Origin of the sequence: Caulobacter sp. SSI4214, from assembly GCF_012184455.1 — a bacterium.
Taxonomy (GTDB): Bacteria; Pseudomonadota; Alphaproteobacteria; order Caulobacterales; family Caulobacteraceae; genus Caulobacter; species Caulobacter vibrioides_E.
This window is the reverse complement of record NZ_SZWJ01000007.1, coordinates 1-23637: the sequence shown is the minus strand read 5'-3', so window position 1 is coordinate 23637 and position 23637 is coordinate 1. Positions and strand designations below refer to the sequence as shown.

18 protein-coding genes are annotated in these 23637 nt (G+C 67.4%); 13 read left to right on the top strand and 5 right to left on the bottom strand.

Going from position 1 to position 23637, the window contains the following annotated elements:
* The first annotated feature begins 273 nt into the window (after positions 1-273).
* Entirely contained in the window at positions 274-426 is a 153-nt protein-coding gene (locus FCU40_RS03475) for a hypothetical protein (protein WP_004617425.1), read from the top strand.
* Here FCU40_RS03475 and dut read toward each other — a convergent pair.
* Both dut and coaBC read right to left on the bottom strand, forming a co-directional pair.
* Positions 423-890 (bottom strand): dUTP diphosphatase, encoded by a 468-nt coding sequence (dut, locus tag FCU40_RS03470; protein WP_168072947.1) that lies wholly within the window; start codon positions 888-890, stop codon positions 423-425. The two genes, FCU40_RS03475 and dut, sit on opposite strands and share 4 nt — an antisense overlap.
* Positions 891-955: 65 nt before the next feature.
* Positions 956-2167 (bottom strand): bifunctional phosphopantothenoylcysteine decarboxylase/phosphopantothenate--cysteine ligase CoaBC, encoded by a 1212-nt coding sequence (gene coaBC, locus FCU40_RS03465; protein WP_168072945.1) that lies wholly within the window; start codon positions 2165-2167, stop codon positions 956-958.
* Positions 2168-2321: 154 nt separating this feature from the next.
* Here coaBC and FCU40_RS03460 point away from each other — a divergent pair, with 154 nt between their 5' ends.
* A complete protein-coding gene (locus FCU40_RS03460) occupies positions 2322-2888 on the top strand; it encodes a hypothetical protein (protein ID WP_168072943.1) in 567 nt (188 codons plus the stop codon).
* A 125-nt stretch (positions 2889-3013) separates the two neighbouring features.
* Positions 3014-3538, top strand: a complete 525-nt coding sequence (locus tag FCU40_RS03455; protein ID WP_168072942.1) for a hypothetical protein — start codon at positions 3014-3016, stop codon at positions 3536-3538.
* A gap of 95 nt (positions 3539-3633) precedes the next feature.
* Here the strand turns inward: FCU40_RS03455 and ubiB are convergent, their stop codons facing one another.
* Positions 3634-5142: a 2-polyprenylphenol 6-hydroxylase gene (gene ubiB, locus FCU40_RS03450; protein ID WP_168072940.1), complete on the bottom strand. Its 1509-nt coding sequence runs from the start codon at positions 5140-5142 to the stop codon at positions 3634-3636.
* A gap of 150 nt (positions 5143-5292) precedes the next feature.
* Entirely contained in the window at positions 5293-6051 is a 759-nt protein-coding gene (locus tag FCU40_RS03445; protein WP_168072938.1) for a class I SAM-dependent methyltransferase, read from the bottom strand.
* An 83-nt stretch (positions 6052-6134) separates the two neighbouring features.
* Here FCU40_RS03445 and mutM point away from each other — a divergent pair, with 83 nt between their 5' ends.
* From mutM to dnaA, 4 genes are all read left to right on the top strand, one after another.
* On the top strand, positions 6135-6998 hold the full coding sequence (gene mutM / locus FCU40_RS03440) for a bifunctional DNA-formamidopyrimidine glycosylase/DNA-(apurinic or apyrimidinic site) lyase (protein ID WP_168072936.1): 864 nt from the start codon (positions 6135-6137) through the stop codon (positions 6996-6998).
* Between the two features lie 81 nt (positions 6999-7079).
* Positions 7080-7868, top strand: a complete 789-nt coding sequence (locus FCU40_RS03435) for an enoyl-CoA hydratase (RefSeq protein WP_168072934.1) — start codon at positions 7080-7082, stop codon at positions 7866-7868.
* A gap of 146 nt (positions 7869-8014) precedes the next feature.
* Positions 8015-8290 (top strand): 30S ribosomal protein S20, encoded by a 276-nt coding sequence (gene rpsT / locus FCU40_RS03430; protein WP_004617408.1) that lies wholly within the window; start codon positions 8015-8017, stop codon positions 8288-8290.
* Positions 8291-8693: 403 nt separating this feature from the next.
* Positions 8694-10181 carry a chromosomal replication initiator protein DnaA gene (gene dnaA / locus FCU40_RS03425; protein WP_004617407.1) on the top strand — a complete coding sequence of 496 codons (1488 nt, stop codon included), beginning with the start codon at positions 8694-8696 and terminating at the stop codon, positions 10179-10181.
* Positions 10182-10271: 90 nt separating this feature from the next.
* Here dnaA and FCU40_RS03420 read toward each other — a convergent pair whose 3' ends face one another.
* Complete coding sequence (locus FCU40_RS03420) at positions 10272-10892, bottom strand: alpha-ketoglutarate-dependent dioxygenase AlkB (RefSeq protein ID WP_168072932.1); 621 nt, start codon at positions 10890-10892, stop codon at positions 10272-10274.
* Positions 10893-10985: 93 nt separating this feature from the next.
* Between FCU40_RS03420 and FCU40_RS03415 the strand changes: the two genes are divergently transcribed.
* From FCU40_RS03415 to FCU40_RS03390, 6 genes are all read left to right on the top strand, one after another.
* Positions 10986-13673: a M1 family metallopeptidase gene (locus FCU40_RS03415; protein WP_168072930.1), complete on the top strand. Its 2688-nt coding sequence runs from the start codon at positions 10986-10988 to the stop codon at positions 13671-13673.
* Positions 13674-14005: 332 nt separating this feature from the next.
* Positions 14006-15907, top strand: a complete 1902-nt coding sequence (gene dnaK, locus FCU40_RS03410; protein WP_004617404.1) for a molecular chaperone DnaK — start codon at positions 14006-14008, stop codon at positions 15905-15907.
* Between the two features lie 161 nt (positions 15908-16068).
* On the top strand, positions 16069-17223 hold the full coding sequence (dnaJ, locus tag FCU40_RS03405) for a molecular chaperone DnaJ (protein ID WP_168072928.1): 1155 nt from the start codon (positions 16069-16071) through the stop codon (positions 17221-17223).
* A gap of 93 nt (positions 17224-17316) precedes the next feature.
* A complete protein-coding gene (dinD, locus tag FCU40_RS03400; RefSeq protein ID WP_168072926.1) occupies positions 17317-18291 on the top strand; it encodes a DNA damage-inducible protein D in 975 nt (324 codons plus the stop codon).
* Between the two features lie 123 nt (positions 18292-18414).
* Positions 18415-21132 (top strand): DNA mismatch repair protein MutS, encoded by a 2718-nt coding sequence (gene mutS / locus FCU40_RS03395; RefSeq protein WP_168072924.1) that lies wholly within the window; start codon positions 18415-18417, stop codon positions 21130-21132.
* Positions 21133-21209: 77 nt separating this feature from the next.
* Positions 21210-23637: [protein-PII] uridylyltransferase (locus FCU40_RS03390; protein ID WP_168072922.1), on the top strand; the 2428-nt coding region annotated here is incomplete at its 3' end.

Below are 23637 nucleotides of genomic sequence, written 5' to 3'. Positions count from 1 at the left end.
GTTCCGCGAAGCGCGGCAACGCGCCGGATATCGACGTCGGCCGTGCGCTTCAAGGGATAAATGGACGGGTTCGTCCATAAATCAATGCCTGGGCCGCGGGGGTCTCTGGCTGCACGGATAGGGCGCGGGTCCGCGACAGCGGGTCGCAATTCCCTCTTCTGTCGGAATCACGACACAGTGGGGTCGCTTCCCGACCGCAACCCCACGGCCGCGAGCGCGTATCTCCTAAGGCGCTGGTTCGCGCTGGTTCCGTCATGGTCACGGGAGGTTCCGATGAAGGCTCAACCGTCCTTGGGCGAGGCGCCGGCGTCGACGATGGACATCATCCGTCCGGTGCTTTGGCTGGCGGCCGCCGCCTTCGCCACCGGCTTTGGGGGTTACCTTATGCTGGTCCCCCACGCGATCCGCCCAGTGGCGAACCTCTAAACGCCCGTCGAGCCGAACCCGCCCGCGCCGCGCTCCGTCGCGTCCAGGTCATCGACCTCGACCAGCGGCCATTGCGGCGCGGCCGCGATGATTCCCTGGGCGATGCGGTCGCCCCGACGGATGGCGAAGTCCTCCTCGCCCAGATTGATCAGCAGCACGCAGACCTGGCCGCGATAGTCGCTGTCGACGGTGCCCGGCGCGTTGACCACGGTGACGCCGTTCTTGAAGGCCAGGCCCGAGCGTGGGCGCACCTGCATCTCGTAACCGTCCGGGATCGCCACCGAGAAGCCGGTCGGGACCATGGCCCGCGCGCCAGGCTTGAGAACCAGGGTCTCGCCCTCGGGCGCCGCCGCGCGCAGGTCGAAGCCCGCCGCGCCGCTTGAGGCGTAGGCCGGGACCGGCAGGTCGGCATTGCCTTCCCAGCGCTTGAAGCGGATGACGAGGCCGGCGGGAATGGCGGACATGCGGGCGGATCCTTCTGAAGAGCCGCCCGGCTTTAGCTGATTTGCCGGGCCTCGGGCAGGGCCCCTTAAGCGAGCGCGGCGGCGATCCGCTGGGCGATCCGCGCCGCCACCTGATCCTTGGCCGCCCGGTCCCAGCGCTCGACATTGTCCTTGGTCACCAACAGAACGGCGTTCTCGCCCCCGCCCATCACGCCGGGCTCGGTGACGTCGTTGGCGATGATCCAGTCGCAGCCCTTGCGCGCCAGCTTGGCGCGGGCGTGGTCCTCGACATGGTCTGTCTCGGCCGCGAAGCCGACGACCAGCTTGGGCCGGTTCGGACCCGTGGCGGACAGCGTCGCCAGGATGTCGGGGTTCTCGACGAAGGTCAGGGCCGGCGGGCCGCCCTTTTCCTTCTTCAGCTTGGTTCCGAACGCCTCGTCCACGCGCCAGTCGGCGACGGCGGCCACGAAGACGCCGACATCGGCGGGCAGGGCGGCCTGGCTGGCGGCCAGCATCTGGCGGGCGGTCTCGACGTCCACGCGCTTGACGCCCGCGGGGGTCGGCAGGGCGACGGGTCCGGCCACCAGGGTCACCTCGGCGCCGAGCTTGGCCAGGGCCTCGGCGATCGCGAAGCCCTGCTTGCCGCTGGAGCGGTTGGTGATCCCGCGCACAGGGTCGATCGGCTCAAAGGTCGGGCCCGCCGTGACCAGGGCGCGTTTGCCGGTCAGTGGGCGCGCGGCGGGGCCTTCCAGCAGCGCGATGATCGCCGCGAAGATCTCTTCCGGCTCGGCCAGGCGGCCGGGTCCGAACTCGCCGCAGGCCATGGCGCCGTCGTCCGGTCCGACGAAGGCGACGCCGTCGGCCTTCAGGGTCGCGATGTTGCGCTGGGTGGCCGGGTGCAGCCACATCCGCACGTTCATCGCCGGGGCCATCAGCACCGGCTTGTCGGTGGCCAGCAGGGTGGTGGAGGCCAGGTCGCCGGCCAGGCCGTTGGCCGCCTTGGCGATCAGGTCGGCCGTCGCGGGGACCACGACGATCAGGTCGGCCGAGCGCGACAGCTCGATATGGCCCATCTCGTGCTCGTCGGTCAGCGAGAAGAGCTCCTGGTAAACCTTGTCCTCGGCGAGCGCGGCCAGGGACAGGGGCGTCACGAACTCCGCGCCCGCCTTGGTCAGGATCGGCCGCACGCCGACGCCGGCCTTGCGCAGCAGGCGGGTCAGCGGCAGCGCCTTGTAGGCCGCCACGCCGCCGCCGACGATCAGGAGAACCCGCCTGTCGTTCGAGGTCTTGCCGCTCACGTCGCGCTCCGCTGGCTCGTGTTTCGTTCCGTCCAGCACATGCCCATGCTTGGGCCTCAACGCCAGAGGAAAGCCGCCTTGAAGATAAGGACTCGACTCTCGTTCCACTTTCGTTCAATAAACGTCCAGGTAGAGTTATCGGGCGGATACGATCATGAAGGTTGTTCGACATTTCGCGCTCGCCGGCTTGGCGATGCTGGCGGCGGCCACGCTGGCGGGCTGTGACAGCGGGGCTTCGGCGGTCAAGGCGCCCAAGGGCGGGGACCGCGCCGAGACGCGCTCCGAACCCGGCGGCGCGGCCTCGACGGAAACTGGCGGCGGCGAACGAAGCCGTCGAAGCGATCCGCGCGACGCGCCGGTGAAGCTGGTGGCGGGCAAGCCCTATTGGGCCGCCAACCGCACCCGCTCGGCCGAGGAGAACGCCCAGCGCTCGTTCGAACGCAACGGTGCGACCTTCGGCGCCAAATCGACCGACGACTATGTCGCCAAGGTGCACGCCTTCGTCAGCGACCCGCCCAAGGGCGCCCAGACCCTGAAGCGGGCCAATGGCGACCTGCTGATCTACGATCCCAAGGGAAATGTCTTCGCGGTGGTCTCTCGCGACGGCGCGCCGCGCACGATGTTCAAGCCCGACGAGGGCGCCTCGTACTGGGACGAGCAGAAGGACCGCGAGAACAAGCGCGCCTCCGCGGCCAAGAAGCGGGACGAGGCGGAGGGGTAGGGGGTCTTCGCGCCGCTGTTCCCGATCTCACGGCGGGAACCCCATTGTGGGCCGTAGGTGCGAGGAGGGGCGGGCTGCGTAGCGGTCCGCTTGTCGGCGCTGAACTGGAGGGCGTTAGCGACCCGTTGCTGACGCTTGCAACTGTCCCGTGCTATCCAGCCAACATGAACCATGAGGCCGAAGCTAAGTGTGAATGCATCGCTCTCGCGGATTTGGCTGCGGTGCCGATGGGCGGAGACGACCTGGACGTCAGAGTGTTTGCGACGGTCAAACCCGTCCTAGAGCACGGCGGCCCGCAATGGTGGCTCTACCTCTCAAGCTGCAGCTCCTGCGGCCAGAACTGGCTTGTCGCTCAGGAGGAGCGCATCTTCGATGACTACTTTCTCAAGCGGCTAAGCGTCCCCGAGGCTGGTCAGATCGTAGCGAGCGGGGATTGGCCGGAGGAATTCAGCACCTACGAGCGAGTGCTCACGGTAGGGCATGCTCTCAGCAAGCCATGCATGTTCTTCGATCCGCTAGCCGCAAGCTTGATTATGACTGCCCAGGACCTTCGTAAAGAACGTCCGACGATAGCGGTCGATGAGATCGCTCGACTGATCGGCTCCACGCCAGCACAGGTCGAATTGATGCTTGGCGCCAACGTCGGTTAACCGCCCCGAGTTGACGATCGCCGCAGCCGCTTCCGGCGTTGGCGTCGGTGTTTTCCGTCGTTTAAAGTCGGGAAGTTTGTAGCTGGCGATGGGTGTCACCGCGCCAGCAGTATCCCCGCCGCGAAGGCCGCGCCCGCCGTGGCGGCGCCGGTCAGGAACCATAGCAGCGGCCAGGCGCGCGGGCGCTCGGCGCCGGCCGGGGGCTGAGACGGCGGCGTTTCGGCCAGGCGGGCCAGGGCCTTGAGGGCGCGAAGGGCTTCGTCGGCGAAGTCGCGGACCTTGGCGGCGGGGGACAGCTCGCGGCCGATCCAGCGGCGCACCACCGGGTCGGCGGCGGCCCACAGGTCGTGGGCGGGGTCGATGCGGCGGGCCACGCCCTCGACCGTAACCATGGTCTTCTGCAGCAGCACCAGCTCGGGCCGCAGGGCCATGTCGAACAGGGCGGTGATCTCGAACAGCTGGGCCAGCAGGCGGCCCATCGACACCTCGCGGGCGTCGCGGCCGAAGACCGGTTCGCCGACGGCGCGCAGGGCCTGGGCGAAGGCGTCCATGTCCTGGTGGGCCGGGACATAGCCGGCGTCGAAATGGATCTTGGCGATCCGCGCGTAGTCGCGGTTCAGGAAGCCGTACAGGATTTCGGCCAGGTAGCGGCGTTCGCCCGGACCGAGGCGACCGATGATGCCGTAGTCGACGGCCGTGATCGCGCTGGGCGCGGCGACGAACAGATTGCCCTCGTGCAGGTCGGCGTGGAACAGGCCGTGGTCCAGGGCCTGGGCCAGGAAGCCGCGCGTGACGTTCTCCGCCAGGGCCTTGCGGTCCAGGCCCGGCAGCTCCAGGGCGCCGGGGTCGGACAGGGGGACGCCCTCGGCCCAGGTCAGGGTCAGGACGCGCTTGCCGACGCCCTCCCAGATGACGCTGGGCGCGCGCATATAGGGGTCGAAGGCCATGGCCTCGCCCAGCTCGGCGCAGCCGGCGGCCTCGAAGCGCAGGTCCATTTCCAGGTCGAGCGCCCGGATCACCACCTCGACGAACTGGGTCGGCTTGAGGCGGCGCGAGGCCGGCGCCAGCGTTTCGGCCAGGCGCGCGGCCAGGCGCAGAACAGCGCTGTCCCGCTGCACCTGACGCTCGACGCCGGGACGCAGCACCTTCACGGCGACCTTGCGACCGTCGATCAGCGTGGCCGGATGAGCCTGGGCCAGGGAGGCGGCGGCGACCGGCTCGCCGATCTCGGCATAGATCTCGCCCAGAGGCTTGCCGAGGTTACGGGCGATCTCGGCCTTGGCGACCGCCAGGGGGAACGGCGCCAGGCGGTCCTTCAGGTGGGCCAGGTCGTCGGCGAAGGCGGCGCCGAAGATGTCGGCCCGGGTCGACAGGAACTGGCCCAGCTTGATCGCCGCCGGACCCTGCTTTTCCAGCACGGCGGCCAGGCGCTGACCCGGCCGGCCGCGCTTGGCGGCCGAGCCCCTGAATAGGCGCAGGAACCGTCCAGCCCAGCGCGCTGACGGCGGCAGCAGCGGCTCGACCTCTCGCGGGATCAGGGCGTCGGCTCGGACCAAGGCCCAGCCCGCGCTGGTCAGGCGGAAAAATGCGGAGAGGCGGGTCACTTTACGCGCCTCTCTTTCAGCCGACCTTCCCGGCGAATGCCGGGACCCAGATCCAGCCGGGGCGCGGAGCAATCCTGGCGTCGCCCAGCCCTACGATCTTGGCCCCGGCGTTCGCCGGGGAGATCGGGAAGAAAAAAGACCATAAGCAAATCAGAGCGCCCAGCCCTGGTGCAGGGCGGCGACGCCGCCGGTGAAGTTGGTGTAGCTGACCCGCTTGAAGCCGGCGTTTTCGATCATGCCGGCGAAGGTCCGCTGATCGGGGAAGCGGCGAATGCTTTCGACCAGGTACTGATAGGCGTCGCGGTCCTTGGCGACCCACTCGCCGACCTGCGGGATGACCTTGAAGCTGTAGGCGTCATAGGCCTTGGCGAGGGCCTCGGTCACTGGGCGCGAGAATTCCAGGCACAGGAAGCGACCGCCGGGCTTGAGCACCCGACGCGCCTCGCGCAGGGCCGCGTCGATGTCGGTGACGTTTCGGATGCCGAACGAGATCACATAGGCGTTGGCGTAATTGTCCGGCAGCGGCAGGCGCTGGGCGTCGCCGACGGTCCAGGTGATCTCCGGCTCGCCGCCGCGCTCGATGCCGGCCATGATCATTTCGGCGTTGTAGTCGATGATATTGATCGTCGCGTCGGGACCGCCGCGCCGCTCCTGGGCGCTTCGGGCCATCTTGGCGAAGCGACGGGCCATGTCGCCGGTGCCGCCCGCGCAGTCGATGATGATCTCGCCGGGCTGCGGGTTCAGGCGCGCGGCGACCGCGTCCTTCCACAGGCGATGCACCCCGCCGCTCATCAGATCGTTCATGATGTCGTAGTTCTTGGCGACGCGGTCGAAGACCCCGCGCACCAGGCCCGCCTTCAGCGAGGCGTCGACGTCCTTGAAACCGAAGCTGGCGGAGGCGTTGCTCATGACGTTATTGGGCCGTGCTCTCTATATGAACGTCCGCTCTTAGCCCGCGCCAAGCGTCGCGTCATCGCCTTAAGGAATGATCCTTGCCCGAATTGCCCGAAGTCGAGACCGTTCGCCGAGGCCTGGAGCCGGTTCTCGCCGACGCGCGCCTGGTCCGTGTCCGCGCCAATCGGCCCGATCTCCGCTTTCCCTTGCCGGAGGGTTTCGTCCAGCGCCTGACGGGCGCGAGGATCCTGCGCCTTGATCGCCGCGCCAAGTACCTGCTGGCGCCGCTCGACCGGGGCGACACCTTGGTGATGCACCTGGGCATGACCGGGCGGTTCGAGATCGCGGCGCCGGAGGGCGTCCGGCGCCCGGGGGACTTCGCCCATCCCGTTTCGCCGGACGACAAGCACGCCCATATCGTCTTCGAGACCGAAGCCGGCGCCGTGGTCACCTATTACGATCCCCGCCGGTTCGGCTTCATGGACCTTGTTCCGACCGATCAGCTGGCGCGCCACGCCTGGTTCGCGGCCATGGGCCCCGAGCCGCTGAGCGCGGATTTCGACGCCGGTGTGCTGGAAAAGGCCTTCGCGGGCCGCAAGCAAGGGCCCAAGACCTTGCTTCTGGATCAGCGCACCGTCGCGGGCCTTGGCAATATCTATGTGTGCGAGGCCCTGCACCGCGCGCGCGTCTCGCCGTTCAAGCCCTCGGGCGAGATCGCGCCAACGCGTCTCTCGCCCCTGACCACGGCGATCAAGGATGTCCTGGCCGAGGCGGTGGAGGTCGGCGGCTCGACCTTGAAGGACTTCGCCGCCGCCGACGGGGCCCTGGGCTATTTCCAGCATCGCTTCCGTGTCTATGACCGCGAGGGCGAGCCCTGCCCGACGACGGGCTGCAAGGGGGTCATCGCCCGGGAGGTCCAGGCCGGTCGCTCGACGTTCTTCTGTCCGGTGTGCCAGGTCTGAAAGCTCGGCCGGAACGTAAGGGGAGGCTCCCCAAGCGCGACGGTGTCTTTATAACGGACTCTCCAAGCAGGAGACCCCGTGATGGCCGCGTACCAGACCCTGATCGTCGAAGCCCCCGAGCGCGCGCCAGGCGTCGCCCTGATCCGCCTGAACCGGCCCGAGGCCTTGAACGCGCTCAATACCGCCCTGCTGGCCGAGCTCGCCGAGGCCCTGGCGGCGGCTGAAGCCGACGACCAGGTGGGCTGCATCGTCCTAACGGGCTCGGCCAAGGCCTTCGCGGCCGGCGCCGACATCAAGGAGATGTCGGACAAGACCTACGCCCAGATGTTCAAGGCCGACTTCTTCACCGCCGGGGCGCGGGCGATCGAGCAGTGCCGCAAGCCGATCATCGCCGCCGTCGCCGGCTACGCCCTGGGCGGCGGCTGCGAGCTGGCGATGATGTGCGACATGATCATAGCGGCCGATAGCGCCAAGTTCGGCCAGCCCGAGATCAATCTCGGCGTCGCGCCCGGCATCGGCGGCACCCAGCGCCTGACCCGCTTCGTGGGCAAGTCCAAGGCCATGGACATGATCCTGACCGGCCGGATGATGGCCGCCGACGAGGCTGAGCGCTCGGGCCTCGTGTCCCGCGTCTTCCCGGCCGACAGTCTGATCGACGAGGTTCTCGCGATCGCCGCGAAGATCGCGGCCCAGTCGCCGCTGGCCGTGGCGATGAACAAGGAGCTGGTGCAGGCCGCCTACGAGACGACCCTGACGACCGGCGTGGCCCTGGAGCGTCGCCTGTTCCACTCGCTGTTCGCGTTCGACGACCAGAAGGAGGGCATGGCGGCTTTCGTCGAGAAGCGGAAGCCGACGTTCACGGGGACGTAATGGAAGCGGAATCGTTTGCTTCGTCCGGACCATCGGATTCCTGCCTGTGGACCGTTGACCCCGGCCGGCGCTTCCCGTATATCCGCGCGCTCGATTTCAACTGCTTCGCGGCCGCCCGCGGGCTGTCCGTTTGAAGGTCCTACCGCATGGCCAATAATCCCGGCGCCAAGAAAGCGATCCGCAAGATCGCTCGTCGCACCGAAGTCAACACCGCTCGCCGTTCGCGCGTGCGCACGTTCCTGCGCAAGTTCGAAGACGCCATCGCCAAGGGCGACGTCGCCGTCGCCAAGGCCGCTTTCGTGGAAGCTCAATCGGAGCTGATGCGCGCGGTCTCGAAGGGCGTGGTTCACCCCAATACGGGCTCGCGCAAAGTGTCCCGTCTGGCGGCGCGCCTGAAGAAGCTGGATAAGGCCGCCGCCTAGTCCAGATTTTGGACGAACGCTGTTCGTCCAACCTTTTCAAGTATTTAAAAAAGCCGGTCGGGCGCGCTCGACCGGCTTTTGCTTTGGATCAAAGGTCTTAGCGCTGTCGTTGCAATCTGTGATCTGAGTAGTCGGCGGCGCTATTCCCTTGCGGGGCGAGGGGCGCTCGCGAGTCAACAGAAATATCCGCGATCGGACGCAAGTTTTCCGTTTGACCGGCGGGGGCCGCTGGCTAGTTTAAGCGTCTCAACGCTTCTCCAGTCTTGGAAAAAACAAGGCGGCGGCGGACCGATCGTGTTCGCCGGGTAAGAACCTGTGTGCGTTGAGGAAACCGGCCGAGCGCCATGGGGGGCGGCGGCTGATGTGTATGCGGCGGTTCTTTTTTGTACGAGGCGGTGGACGAATGACGATGAAGGGCGGGGTGGCCAGTCAGGACTTCTCGGCGACGATCGCGACGGCTTGCGAGCCGGCGCCGGGCGTATGGTCGAAGGTTTGCGTGGCTTTGAAACGCGAGCTGGGCGACGCGGCTTTCGGGTCGTGGATCGCGCCCGCGGCGTTGCGCGAGGCCGCGACCGGTGATGTCGTCGTCGTGACCCCCACGGGCATCGCTCGCGACTGGATCCGTCGCAGCGCCTGGCGCCGGATCGGCGAGCTGTGGGCCGCCAACGACGCCATGGGTCGCCGTATCGACCTGAAGTCGCGTCTCGAGTTCGAGGCCTCTCGGGAAGGGGCGGCGGGCGCCTATGTCGAGGCCGCGCCCAAGGCCGCGCCGACTCCGGAGCCCATCGAGATCGTCCTGCCCGTTTCCAGCGACGCCCCCGCGCTGGCCCCGACCGGCGCCAAGTCCCCGCGCACCCAGGGCCTGCAAGAGCGCTTCACCTTCGAGACCTTCGTGCCCGGCCCGGCCAACGAGTTCGCCCACGCCGTGGCCCGCCGGATCGCCAACTGGGCCGACGGTCACTTCAACCCCGTGCTGTTCCATGGCCCCTACGGCTTCGGCAAAACCCACCTGCTGAACGCCCTGGCCTGGGAAGCCATGCGCAACGCGCCGGAAAAGCGCGTGGTCTATCTGACCGCCGAGCGCTTCCTGTCGACCTTCGTGCGCGCCGTGATGGATCGTCAGACGGCGGCCTTCAAGGAAGAGCTGCGCGCCGCCGACCTGCTGATCATCGACGACGTGCATTTCGTGGCCGGCAAGCAGTCGACCCAGGAAGAGCTGTTCCACACCCTGACCGCCCTGGTGGGCGAAGGCGGCCGCGTGGTTTTCTCGGCCGACCGCCCGCCGTCGGCCATGACCGAGATGGACGCCCACCTGCGCTCGCACCTGTCGGCGGGTCTGGTCTGCGGCCTGGAGCCGGCCGACCGAAACCTGCGCCTGGGCATTCTGGAGCGGAAGATCCAGACCCTTTCGGCCGCGCAAGGCTTCGAGCCGACCATGCGTCCCGAGGCGATGCAGTTCCTGGCCGACCGCTTCACCGACAGCGTCCGCGAGCTGGAAGGCGCGCTCAACACCCTTTCGGCCCGCGCGGGCGAGGGCCTGTCGCGCCTGACCCTGGACGAGGTCCAGGCCATCCTGCGCCCGCACCTGCGTTCGGGCGAGAAGCGCATCACCATCGACGACATCCAGAAGGCGACCGCCGAGCACTACGGCATGAAGCAGGCTGACCTGCTCAGCGAGCGCCGTAACCGCGCCGTGGCCCGCCCGCGCCAAGCCGCCATGTGGTTGGCCAAGCAACTGACCACGCGTTCGCTGCCGGACATCGGCCGCCGCTTCGGGGGCCGCGACCACACCACGGTGCTGCACGCCGTGCGCCGCATCGAAGCCCTACGCGCCGAGGACAGCGCGCTGAGCCAAGACCTGGAGACCCTGACGCGCAAGCTGCGGGGTTGAGCCGGGTCCAGGTTTTCAAAGGGTTCGAACGGAAATGGCCGCTCCCGAAGGGGCGGCCTTTTTCCTTTTATGGCTCAAGGGGCGATGGCGTCAGGCCACGCGCCGCGCCCGACGAAGCGTCAGATTGATCCGGCCGCCGCCGGGGACCAGGCTCGACGAACCCGGCAGGATGCGGTCCACGCCGTGGAAGGCCAGCCGCGCCGGACCCGACAGCCGGCAGACGTCTCCCGAGGACAGGCGTAGGGAGCGTGTCGGGTCCTTGCGGCGGGTCCCGCCGATCCGGAACACCGCCGTGTCGCCCAGCGAGATCGACAGCACCGGAAAGCGCGGATCGGCCTCGTCGCGGTCCTGGTGCAAGCCCATGCGCGCGTCGTCGCGATAGAGATTGATCAGGCATGAGTCCGGGGGCGTCTCCGTATCGCCCAGCTTCGCCCAGAGATCGAGTAGCGCCCGGGGCATGTCCGGCCAGACCCCGCCGGTTCCGGGATGGCGGTCGGCATAGCGGTAGCCGGCGCCGTCGCTGGTCCAGCCCAGCGGGCCGAAGGCGGTCATGGCCACGCTCATCGCCTTGCCATAAGCCGTTTCATACTGGGCGAACGGCGCGCTCTCCGCCGCCGCCATGACGGTCTCGACCAGATCCCGTTGCGCGGCGAGGTCCAGCAGGCCGGGCCACAGGTCGAAACCGGGCGTTATCTCAAGCGATCGAAACATTACTGAAATTTAACGCGCGACATTTTGTCAGACGGTGTTGGTTTGCGCGTCCGGCTGAGGGGGCCGGACGAATTTTCCACATTAGGACCGAACATGCGTCGTCTCATGTCTTCCGCGGCCGTCGCCGTGATGTTGTTCGCCGCCGGGAGCGTTTCCGCCGCCCCGGCCGCGAAAGCCGCCGCCGCGAAGGCCAAGCCCGTCGCGAGCGCGGCCGCCGCCGGTACGCCAGGCGCCACCTTCGCCTCGGTGACGAGCCAGCTGCCGCGCAACGTCCGCCCGTCGCACTATGATCTGGCCTTTACGCCCGACCTCGACAAGCTAACCTTCACGGCTCAGGTGAAGATCGCGATCGAGGTGGTCGAGCCGACCGCCACCGTCACCCTGCAAGCCGCCGACCTGACGTTCGACAAGGTGTCCATCGCCGGCGTGGGCCAGGCGAAGGTGAAGGTCGACGCCGACGCCCAGACCGCCAGCTTCACGTTCGACAAGCCGCTGGCCAAGGGCAAATACGTCCTGGCGATCGATTACGCGGGCAAGATCTACAAGCAGGCCGCCGGCCTGTTCGCCCTCGATTACGAGACCGAGGCCGGCAAGAAGCGGGCGATCTACACCCAGTTCGAGAACTCGGACGCCCGTCGCTTCATTCCTTCTTGGGACGAGCCGTTCTACAAGGCCACCTATAGCGTCGAGGCGACGATCCCCACCGGCCAGATGGCCCTGAACAACATGCCGATCGCCTCGTCCAAGGACCTGGGCAACGGCAAGACGGTGGTCAAGTTCGCGACCTCGCCGAAGATGTCGACCTACCTGCTGTTCTTCGGTCTCGGCGACTTCGACCGCGCCTCGGTCAAGGCCGGGGGCGCCGATGTCGGCGTGGTCACCAAGAAGGGCGACATCCCCAAGGCCCAGTTCGCGCTGAAGTCGGCCGCCGAGATCCTGCCTTGGTACAACGACTATTTCGGCACGCCCTATCCGCTGCCGGTGCTGGACAACATCGCCGCCCCCGGCCGCAGCCAGTTCTTCAGCGCCATGGAGAACTGGGGCGCGATCTTCTACTTTGAATACGCCCTGCTGCTGGATCCGAAGATCTCGACCGAGACCGACAAGCAGAACGTCTTCACCACCGTGGCCCACGAAATGGCTCACCAATGGTTCGGCGACCTGGTCACCATGGCCTGGTGGGACGACCTTTGGCTGAACGAGGGCTTCGCCTCGTGGATGGAGGGTCGGGCGACCGAACACTTCCACCCCGAATGGAACGGCGCCCTGGAGGCCGTCGGCGGCCGCGAGGCGGCGATGAGCGTCGACAGCCTGGCCACCACCCACCCGGTGGTCCAGCACGTCGCGACGGTCGAGCAGGCGAGCCAGGCGTTCGACACCATCACCTACCAGAAGGGCGAGGCGGTCATCCGCATGCTGGAAAGCTATGTGGGTCATGACGCCTGGCGCGACGGCGTGCGCGCCTACATGAAGAAGCACAATCACGGCAACACGGTCAGCGACGACCTTTGGAGCGCCGTCGAGGCCTCGGCCAAGAAGCCGATCAAGGCCATCGCCCACGACTTCACCCTGCAGCCGGGCGTGCCGCTGATCACGGTGACGGGCGAGACCTGCGCGGCGGGCAAGACGACCCTGACCTTCACGCAAGGCGAATTCAGCCGCGATCATCAGGACAAGAAGCCGCTGGCCTGGCGCGTGCCGGTGACGGTCAAGGCCCTGGGCGGCGGCGAGGCCAAGACGCTTGTCGTCGGCGGCAAGGGCTCGGTCACGGTGGCGGGCTGTGGCCCGGTCGTGGTCAATGCCGGCCAGGCCGGCTATTTCCGCACCCAATATGGTCCCGAGCGTTTCGGGAAGATCGCCGCCAACTTCGCCAAGCTGCCGGCGATCGACCAACTGGGCTTGATGACCGACTCGTGGGCGATGGGCCTGGCCGGCTACCAGCCCGCCACCGACTTCCTCGACATCAGCAAGATGGTCCCGGCGGACGCCGATCCGCTGGTGCTGTCGCGGATGGCGGGCACCTTCCTGGGGATCGACGGCTACTATGAAGGTCAGCCGGCCGAGCGGGCGGCGTTCCGCAAGTTCGCCATCGCCCGCCTGCGGCCGCTGCTGGCCAAGGTCGGCTGGACCGCCAAGCCCGGCGAGGCCGACAATATCGCCATCCTGCGTAACGACCTGATCGGCGTGCTGGGCGGGCTGGGCGATCCGGACGTGGTCGCCGAGGCCACCCGACGCTTCAACGCTTCCAAGACCGATCCGTCGGCCCTGCCCGGACCGCTGCGCCGGACCATCACCTCCGTGGTGGCCAAGCACGCCGACGCCGCGACCTGGGACGCGATCCGCGCCCAGGCCCAGGCCGAGAAGACCCCGCTGATCCGCAACCAGCTCTACTCGCTGTTGGCCTCGGCCGAGGACGAGACCCTGGCCCAGAAGGCGCTGGACCTGGCCCTGACGCCGGAGCCGGGCGAAACCCTGTCCAGCTCGATGATCTCGGGCGTGGCGCGCAACCACCCGGACATGACGTTCGACTGGGCCGTGGCCCACAAGGACGCCGTCAACGAGAAGGTCGACTCCAGCTCCCGCACCCGGTTCATCCCGGGTCTGGGCGCCAGCTCGTCGAACCCCGCCATGGCCGACAAGATCAAGGCCTACGCCGCGGCCAACCTGGCCGAGGGCTCGCGCAAGGAGGCCGAGAAGGCCGCGGCCGGGGTGCTGAACCGCGCCAAGATTCGCCAGCAGCGTCTGCCGGCGATCACCGCCTGGGTGGCCAAGAACGGCTGATCCTAAGCCGTTCGGGGATCTTCCCGCGATATCAAAGGCCGCGCCCGCGAGGCGCGGCCTTTTTTCGTCGCCGCCGGCCCAGATTCCCCCTCGCCGTGAGGGGTTATGGCCTTGCACCGTCGCGGCTATCCCCCATATCCGCTGCGAAGCGGGGTTGACGGGTTCGTCAACTTCGAACAACGCATTCTGCCCGCTCGGTTTTCGCCGGGCGAACAGGATTTGGATCAACCACTAGAGTACGAACCCCACTGGGGACGGAGCGAGAAAAACCGGGGCGCTTCCGAGAAGGCCCTTGTCACCGCCGTCCGCCTAAAGGAGCGACAGGTACGAAGATGAGCAAGATTATCGGCATCGACCTTGGCACCACGAACTCGTGCGTCGCCATCATGGACGGCAAGAACCCCAAGGTGATCGAGAACGCCGAGGGCGCTCGGACCACGCCGTCGGTCGTGGCCTTCCTGGAAGACGGCGAGCGCCTGATCGGTCAGCCCGCCAAGCGCCAGGCCGTGACCAACCCGACCAACACCCTGTTTGCGATCAAGCGCCTGATCGGCCGCAACGCCAACGATCCGGTGGTCGAGAAGGACAAGGGCATGGTGCCCTACGAGATCGTCAAGGGCCCGACCGGCGACGCCTGGGTCAAGGCCCACGGCAAGGACTACAGCCCGCAGGAAGTTTCGGCCTTCATTCTGCAGAAGATGAAGGAAGCCGCCGAAGCCCACCTGGGCGAGCCGGTGACCAAGGCGGTCATCACGGTTCCGGCCTACTTCAACGACGCCCAGCGTCAGGCGACCAAGGACGCCGGCAAGATCGCCGGCCTGGAAGTCCTGCGGATCATCAACGAGCCGACCGCCGCGGCCCTGGCCTATGGCCTGGACAAGGACAACAACAAGAAGATCGCCGTCTACGACCTGGGCGGCGGCACCTTCGACGTGTCGATCCTGGAAATCGGCGACGGCGTCTTCGAGGTGAAGTCGACCAACGGCGACACCTTCCTGGGCGGTGAAGACTTCGACCTTCGGATCGTCGACTACCTGGCCGACGAGTTCAAGAAGGAGCAGGGCGTCGACCTGCGCAAGGACAAGCTGGCCCTGCAGCGCCTGAAGGAAGAGGCCGAAAAGGCCAAGAAGGAGCTGTCCTCGACCGCTCAGTACGAAGTGAACCTGCCGTTCATCAGCATGAACGCCTCGGGTCCGCTGCACCTGAACATCAAGCTGTCGCGCGCCAAGCTGGAAGCCTTGGTGGACGACCTGATCGCCAAGACCATCGGTCCGTGCGAGCAGGCCCTGAAGGACGCCGGCCTGAAGAAGAGCGACATCGACGAGGTCGTTCTGGTCGGCGGCATGACGCGCATGCCCAAGGTCCAGCAAGCCGTTCAGGACTTCTTCGGTCGCGAGCCCCACAAGGGCGTGAACCCCGATGAAGTCGTGGCGCTGGGCGCGGCCGTTCAGGCCGGCGTGCTGCAAGGCGACGTCAAGGACGTGCTGCTGCTGGACGTGACCCCGCTGACCCTGGGCATCGAGACCCTGGGCGGCGTGTTCACCCCGCTGATCGAACGCAACACGACGATCCCGACCAAGCGCTCGCAGACCTTCTCGACCGCCGACGACAATCAGTCGGCCGTGACGATCCGCGTGTTCCAGGGCGAACGCCCGATGGCCGCCGACAACAAGATCCTGGGTCAGTTCGACCTGGTCGGCATTCCGCCGGCTCCGCGCGGCGTGCCGCAGATCGAGGTTACCTTCGACATCGACGCCAACGGCATTGTCCAGGTCCACGCCAAGGACAAGGCGACCAACAAGGAGCACTCGATCCGCATTCAGGCCAACGGCGGCCTTTCGGACGCGGACATCGAGCGGATGGTCAAGGAAGCCGAGGCCAACAAGGCTCAGGACGAGCAGAAGAAAAAGGTGGTCGAGGCCAAGAACCAAGGCGAGGCGATCCTGCACTCGACCGAGAAGGCCCTGGCCGAGCACGGCGACAAGGTCGGCGCGGCCGAGAAGACCGCGATCGAGACCGGGATCGCCGACCTGAAGTCGGCGCTGGAAGGCGAGGACGTCGAGGCCATCCAGGCCAAGACCCAAGCCCTGATCCAGGCCTCGATGAAGCTGGGCGAAGCGATGTACGCGGCCCAGCAAGGCTCGGCCGAGGGCGGTGAAGCCCACGCCGCGGACGATGGCGTCGTCGACGCCGAGTTCGAGGAAGTCGACCACAACGACAAGCCGGCGCACTAAGCCGCCATGCGCGCGCCGCGGAACATTCGCGATAGCCTTGTTCCGCGGCCGCGACCTCTTGTCTCGACGCCCGAAGACGCCTTGCGCCGGGCCGAGCGCTATCCCACCTCTTCCCCTATCAACGCCACTTTCGTGGGCCTTTTGGGCGCCAGACGCTGACGATGCGCGACTATTACGAAATTCTCGGCGTGACCCGGACCATCGACGAAGCTGGTCTGAAGTCCGCGTTCCGCAAGCTGGCGATGGAACACCACCCCGACCGCAACGGGGGGTGCGAAAACGCCGCCGGCCGGTTCAAGGAAATCAACGAGGCCTACAGCGTCCTCTCCGATCCGCAGAAGCGCGCGGCCTATGACCGCTTCGGCCATGCCGGGGTCAATGGCCAGGGCGGCCAAGGCGGATTCGGCGGCCAGGGTTTCGACGCCAGCGACATCTTCAATGACGTCTTTGGCGACGTGTTCGGCGAGATGTTCGGCGGTGGTCGCCGGCAGTCGAACGGACCCCAGCGCGGCCAGGATCTGCGCTATGATCTGGAGATCTCCCTCGAGCAGGCCTATGCGGGCGCCGAGGTCGAGATCCAGGTGCCCGCCGCCATGACCTGCGAGGTCTGCGAGGGCTCCGGCGCCAAGCCGGGCACCAATCCCACGGTCTGCGGCACGTGCGGCGGCGCGGGCCGCGTCCGGGCCACGCAAGGCTTCTTCGCGGTCGAGCGCACCTGCCCCCGCTGCGGCGGCTCGGGCCGCATGATCCTGGACCCCTGCGGCAACTGCCACGGCCACGGCCAGGTGCGGCGCGAGCGCACCCTATCGGTGCGCATCCCGGCCGGCGTCGACGACGGCGCTCGGATCCGCCTGGCGGGCGAGGGCGACGCCGGCGCCCGCGGCGGTCCGCGCGGCGACCTCTACATCTTCCTATCGGTGACCCCGCACGAGCTGTTCGAGCGCGACGGCCTCGACCTGCTTTGCACCGTGCCGGTGCCGATGACCACGGCCGCCCTGGGCGGCGAGATCGAGGCCCCCTGCCTGCTGGGCGGCGAGGCTTGCGACGGCGAGTGCAAGATCTCGGTCCAGGTTCCGGAAGGCGCTCAGACCGGCAAGACCGTCCGCCTGAAGGGCAAGGGGATGCCGTCCCTGCGCAGCCGCCAGCGCGGCGACCTGGTGGTCGAACTGTTCGTCGAGACCCCGACCCACCTGTCGGCGCGCCAGAAGGAACTGATGCGCGAGCTGGCCGGTCTTTGCGGCGAGAAGCAGAACCCCAAGTCGGCCAACTTCGTCGGCAAGGCGAAGAGGTTCTGGGAAGAGGTTACGGGGAACTAAGCGCTGGCGCTCTAGCAGAATTTCGGAATCGTTCTATAATTGTTCCGATCTGGCTCTAGAGCCGGGTACCTATTCGCTAAAGGTGCCTCCCTGATGTCTGATGAGCCCGAGCATGCCCGTAAGATCGCCAATTTGGCGTTTGACGAGGCGCTTCAGAAATTTTCCCAGGATCGTCCTCACGCGCCTCCGGAGCCGATTCCGCTTAGACGATCGGAAGAGACGATCGAAGGGTTAATGGCGGCGTTTGAAGCTGCCGCACAGCTCGACGACGGCGGTAACGAATACTGGTTCGGTCGCGACCTTCAGATCCTGCTTGGATATGCCAAGTGGGATAACTTCCTCGCTGTCATCGTTAAGGCGAAGGAGGCCTGTGAACAGGCCGGGCATCAGTGCGCCGATCATTTTGCCGACGTCGGGAAGATGATCACGATCGGCAAGGGCGCTGAGCGGGAGATCGATGATATCGTACTTAGCCGCTACGCTTGCTACTTGGTCGCCCAGAATGGTGACGGTCGAAAACGACCAATCGCTTTTGCTCAGACCTATTTCGCGATCCAGACGCGCCGTCAGGAGATCGCGGACCAAGAAGCTCAAGAGTATCTTCCGCTGTCTGAGGACGAGCGGCGTGTTCTTCTCCGTGATGAAATCAAAACCCATAACAAGCATCTCGCGAGTGCGGCGAAGAACGCTGGTGTGCGTGAGGGCGTGGAGTTCGCGATCTTTCAGACCGAGGGATACAAAGGTCTATATGGCGGGCTGGATGTCGCGGGTATTCGTCGACGAAAGAGCCTGGCAGCCAAGCAAGCTATCCTCGACCACATGGGCAGCACTGAGCTCGCGGCAAACCTCTTTCGTGCTACGCAAACCGAAGAGAAGCTACGTCGCGAAGGCATAAAGGGCCGATTGGCGGCTAATCGCGCACATTTTGAGGTTGGGGCTAAGGTTCGACAAACAATCAAGGACATCGGTGGGCAGATGCCAGAAGCGCTTCCTGCTGCCGAAGATATCAAGAAAGTGGGACGTAGACTTCAGAAGGCGATCAAGAACACGGGCAAAGGTTTGAAGTGACAGCGCTCTGTTCTTAAGCCACCGCCTCGGAGCAATGTGCAAAAAATGCAATTTGCTACCCATGTGGATAACCGGCCCCAAACCCCTTAACGCCATCCGCGACGCTCTGTAGTTTCCGGGGCGATGAACGCCCACGCCTCGCCCACAGCCGCTTCCGAGATCGATCCCACCGGCGCGACGCCGGTGATGGCTCAGTTCTTCGAGATGAAGGCGCGGCAGCCCGATGCGTTGATCTTCTTCCGCATGGGCGACTTCTACGAGCTGTTCTTCGACGACGCCTACAAGGCCGCCGCCGCGTTGGGGATCAGCCAGACGTTCCGGGGTACGCACAACGGCCAGCCGATCCCGATGGCGGGCGTGCCGCAGCACGCGGCCGAGGCTTACCTGTCCAAGCTGATCCGCCTGGGCTTCAAGGTCGCCGTCTGCGAGCAGATGGAAGACCCGGCCGAAGCCAAGAAGCGCGGCTCCAAGTCCGTCGTCCGCCGCGACATCGTCCGCGTGGTCACGCCGGGCACCCTGACCGAGGACGGTCTGCTGGACGCGCGGGGCGCCAACCGTCTGGCCGCCGTGGCCTTGCGCGCCGGGCAGGCGGCCGTGGCGTCCGTCGAGCTGTCCACTGGCGAGGTCGAGGTCTTCGCCCTGGCCAAGGAGGCCGTGGCGCCGATCCTGGCGGCCCTGGCGCCGTCCGAGACCCTGATCGCCGACCGCCTGCTGTCCGACGACAGCCTCTCCCAGACGCTGAAGATCTGTGGCGGCCTGGTGCAGCCGATGCCCTCGGCCCTGTCCGAGCCGCAAGCCTCCGAGACCCGCGTCAAGCGCCTCTATGGCGTCGAGACGCTGGACGGCTTCGGCGGCCTGACGCCGGCCGAGATCGGCGCTCTGGGCCTGATCGCCGCCCATCTGGAAATGACCCAGGCCGGCAAGCTGCCGGCGCTTCGCGCGCCCCGGCGAGCGGCCGACGCCGACGTCATGGCCATCGATCCGGCCACGCGCGGCAGCCTCGAGATCGACCGCACCCAGACCGGCGACCGCAACGGCTCGCTGCTGGCGGCCATCGACCGCACCGTGACCGCCGGCGGGGCGCGGATGCTGGCCTCGCGCCTGGCCCGGCCGTTGCTGGACGTCGCCGCCATCGACCAGCGCCTGGACGCCGTGGAATGGTTCGTGGAGCACCGCCAGCTCCGCCAGCGCCTGCGCGAAGTGCTCAAGGGCGCCGGTGACATGGCCCGGGCCCTGTCGCGTCTGGCCCTGGGTCGGGGCGGCCCGCGTGATCTTGGCTGTATCCGCGACACGCTGAAGGTCGGCGAGCGTCTGGCCGGCATGGCCGGCGGATCGCCCGATCCCCTGTCGCCGCCGCCGTTCGAGGTCGAGCACGCGCTCAAAGCCCTGACCCCCTCGCTGCACGAGGGTTTGTCGCGGTTCCTGAACACCCTGGAACAGGGCTTGGGCGCGGATCTGCCGGCCCTGGCCCGCGACGGCGGCTTCGTGGCGGCGGGGGTCCGGCCCGAGCTCGACCAGGCCCGAAGTCTGCGCGACGACAGCCGCAAGGTGATCGTGGCCATGGAAGCCCAACTGATGGCCGAGAGCGGCGTGCCGCTGAAGATCCGCCACAACGGCGTGCTCGGCTATTTCGTCGAGGCGACGGCCGGCAAGGCCGACCCGTTGTTCCAGCCGCCGCTCAACGCGACCTTCATCCACCGCCAGACCCTGGCCAACCAGGTCCGCTTCACCACGGTGGAGCTCGCCGACCTGGACGCCCGCATCGCCCAGGCGGCCGAGCGGGCCCTGGCCATGGAGGTCGCCGCTTTCGAGGACTGGCGCGAGCAGGCCCGAATGTTGGCCGACGCCATCCAGATCGCCGCCGAGGCTTTGGCTCGCCTGGACGTGGCTTCCGCTCTGGCCGAATGGGCCGAGGACGCCGGCGCGGTGCGGCCGATTGTCGATACGTCCTACGCCTTCGACGCCAAGGCTGCCCGCCACCCGGTGGTGGAAGCGGCCGTCAAGCGCGCCGGGGATCCCTACACGCCCAACGACTGCTGTCTCGACGCCTCGGGCGAGAGCGGGCCGCGTCTGTCGATCGTCACCGGGCCGAACATGGCCGGTAAGTCGACCTTCCTGCGCCAGAACGCCTTGCTGGCGATCCTGGCCCAATCCGGGTGCTATGTGCCGGCGGCCAGCTTCCGGCTGGGCGTCGTCGATCGCCTGTTCAGCCGCGTCGGCGCTGGCGATGATCTGGCGCGCGGCCGTTCGACCTTCATGATGGAAATGGTCGAGACCGCCGCCATCCTGACCCAGGCCGGGCCGCGCTCGCTGGTGATCCTCGACGAGATCGGCCGGGGCACCGCCACCTATGACGGCCTCGCGATCGCGTGGGCCTGCGCCGAGGCCCTGCACGACGTCAACCGGAGCCGCGCCCTCTTCGCCACGCACTATCACGAGCTGGCGACGCTTGAGGAGCGGATGAGCTTTGTCTCCAACCTCTCCCTGCGGGCCAAGGAGTGGAACGGCGACCTCGTCTTCCTGCATGAGGCGGCGCCCGGACCCGCCGACCGCTCCTATGGCGTGCAGGTCGCCAAGCTGGCGGGGGTGCCCCTGCCGGTCGTGGCCCGGGCCCGCGAGGTGCTGGATCGCCTGGAGAGCAAGGACCAGTCGCCGGCCAAGCTGGACGACCTGCCGCTGTTCGCCGCGAGTCAGGCGGTGGCCACAACCGCCATGGGGGCGCCCGCCAAAGCGGCGCCCAGCGCCGTCGAGGAGACGTTGTCGGACCTCGACATTGACGGCATGAGCCCGCGCGAGGCCTTGGAAGCGCTCTATCGTCTTAAGGGTCTGCTCAAGACCTAGAGTCTTTAGTGGCCGTGTGATGGTCGCCAAAACGGCCCACTTTTGGCTGTCACGCTGTGGTAAGTCCTATAACCGTCATGCCGCGTCGCCTCCGCCCCACCCGCCTGGAACACGTCGTCGACGGTCTCGCCCTTCGGGCGCGCCTGTCGGCCGCCGCCCTCGACTCGATCGGCAACGAGGCCGAGCAGCGGTCGCGCGCCATCGACATTCTGAAGCAGGCGCTGTTTCGCGGCCGGATGATCGCCAAGGAGCGGCTGGAGAACGGGGCGAGCGGCGTCGAGACCGCCCGCCTGATCAGCGGCGTCACCGACGAGGTAATCACCGCGCTCTATGATTTCACCACGGTGCACGTCTTCCGGGCGCGCAATCCCACCGAGGGCGAGCGCCTGTGCCTGCTGGCCGTCGGCGGCTATGGCCGCGGCACCCTGGCGCCGTTCAGCGACATCGATCTGCTGTTTCTGCGGCCCTACAAGCAGACGCCGCACGCCGAGAGCGTGATCGAGTTCATGCTCTATGCGCTGTGGGACCTGGGCTTCAAGGTCGGCCACGCGTCGCGCACCATCGAGGAGTGCGTGCGGCTGTCGAAGGAAGATTTCACGATCCGCACCTCGATCCTCGAGGCGCGCCGCCTGACCGGCGACGAGCGCCTGGCCGAGGAGCTGAAGAAGCGCTTCCGCGACGAGGTGATGAAGGGCACGGGCGCCCAGTTCGTCGCCGCCAAGCTGAAGGAGCGCGACGACCGCCAGGCCCGGGCCGGAACCAGCCGCTACATGGTCGAGCCGAATGTCAAGGAAGGCAAGGGCGGGCTGCGCGACCTCCATACCCTGATGTGGATCGCCGAGTACCTGCACCCCGTCGACCGGCCCGAGGACGTCTTCAAGCTGGAGGTGTTCTCCGGCCGTGAGACCAAGGCCTTCATCCGGGCCTTCGATTTCCTGCACGCCGTGCGCGCCCATCTGCATTTCACGACAGGTCGGCCCGAGGAGCGCCTGACCTTCGACCTGCAGCCCGAGATCGCTCGCCGCATGGGCTATGGCGACCGGGGCGACGCGCCGGCGGTCGAGCGCTTCATGCGCCGCTACTTCCTGATCGCCAAGGAGGTCGGGGCCCTGACCCGCGCCTTCTCGGCCAAGCTGGAGGCCGAGCACTTCAAGAACGAGCCCAAGGGCATCTCACGCTTCCTTCCCGGCGGGCGACCCAAGCGCAAGGCGCTGGAAGTCCAGGGCTTCTATGAGGACAACGGGCGTCTGAACATCGACGGACCGGAGATCTTCGAGGCCGATCCGGTCAACCTGATCCGCCTGTTCAAGATCGCCGACGAGCGCGATCTGGATCTGCACCCCGACGCCTTCACGGCGGTGACCCGGCAGCTGTCGCTGATCACCTCGAAGGTTCGCCGCGACCCGCGAGCGACCAAGGCGTTCTTGGACCTCCTGGCCAGGGGAAAGCGCAGCTATCGCACCCTGACCCTGATGAACGACGCGGGCGTCCTAGGCCGCTTCATCCCCGAATTCGGCCGCGTCGTGGCCCAGATGCAGTTCAACATGTACCACTCGTACACGGTGGACGAGCACACCCTGCGGGCCGTTGGCATCATTGGCGACATCGCCGCCGGCCGTCTCGCCGAGGACCATCCGTTGGCCGTGTCGATCATGCCCTTGATCGAGGATCGCGAGGCCCTGTTCCTGGCCATGCTGCTGCACGACACCGGCAAGGGCGGGGTGGGCGGCCAGGAGAAGGCCGGGGCTCGCAGCGCCCGCAGCGCCTGCGAGCGCCTGGGCGTCGAGCGCAGCAAGGTCGAGCTGGTCGCCTGGCTGGTCGAGAACCATCTGGTGATGAGCGACTTCGCCCAGAAGCGCGACGTCTCCGACCCCGGCACCGTCGCGGCCTTCGCCCGGATCGTCGAAAATCCCGAGCGCCTGCGTTTGCTCCTGGTCATCACCGTCGCCGACATCCGCGCGGTGGGGCCGGGCGTGTGGAACGGCTGGAAGGGTCAGCTTCTGCGTGAGCTCTACAACGCCACCGAGGCGGTGTTCCGGGGCGGGCGCGGCAGCGAGGCCGCCGCCAATGTCCAACGCCACCAGGAGGGCGTCGCCGAGACCGCCCGCGCCGCGTTGATCGAAACCGACCCCGCCGCGATGGGCTGGGCCGTGGCCATGGAAAACGCCTATTTCAGCGCCTTTCCGATCGAGGATCTTGTGGAGCACGCCGCCCTGGCCCGGCGCGCCGCCATCCAGGGCGGGGCCGCCGCCGAGGGCCGGGTGCGTCCCGGCCAGAACGCCGCCGAGATCGTCATCGCCGCCAAGGACCGTCGCGGCCTGTTCGCCGACCTGGCGCTCGCCATCTCGTCGCTGGGCGGCAACGTGGTCGGCGCCCGGGTCTTTACCTCCCGTCAGGGCCAAGCCCTGGACGTTTTCTATGTTCAGGACGTCACCGGGGCGCCGTTGGGCTGTGAGAACCCTCGCGCCCTGCGCCGCCTGGCCGATGCGCTGGAGGCCGCCGCTC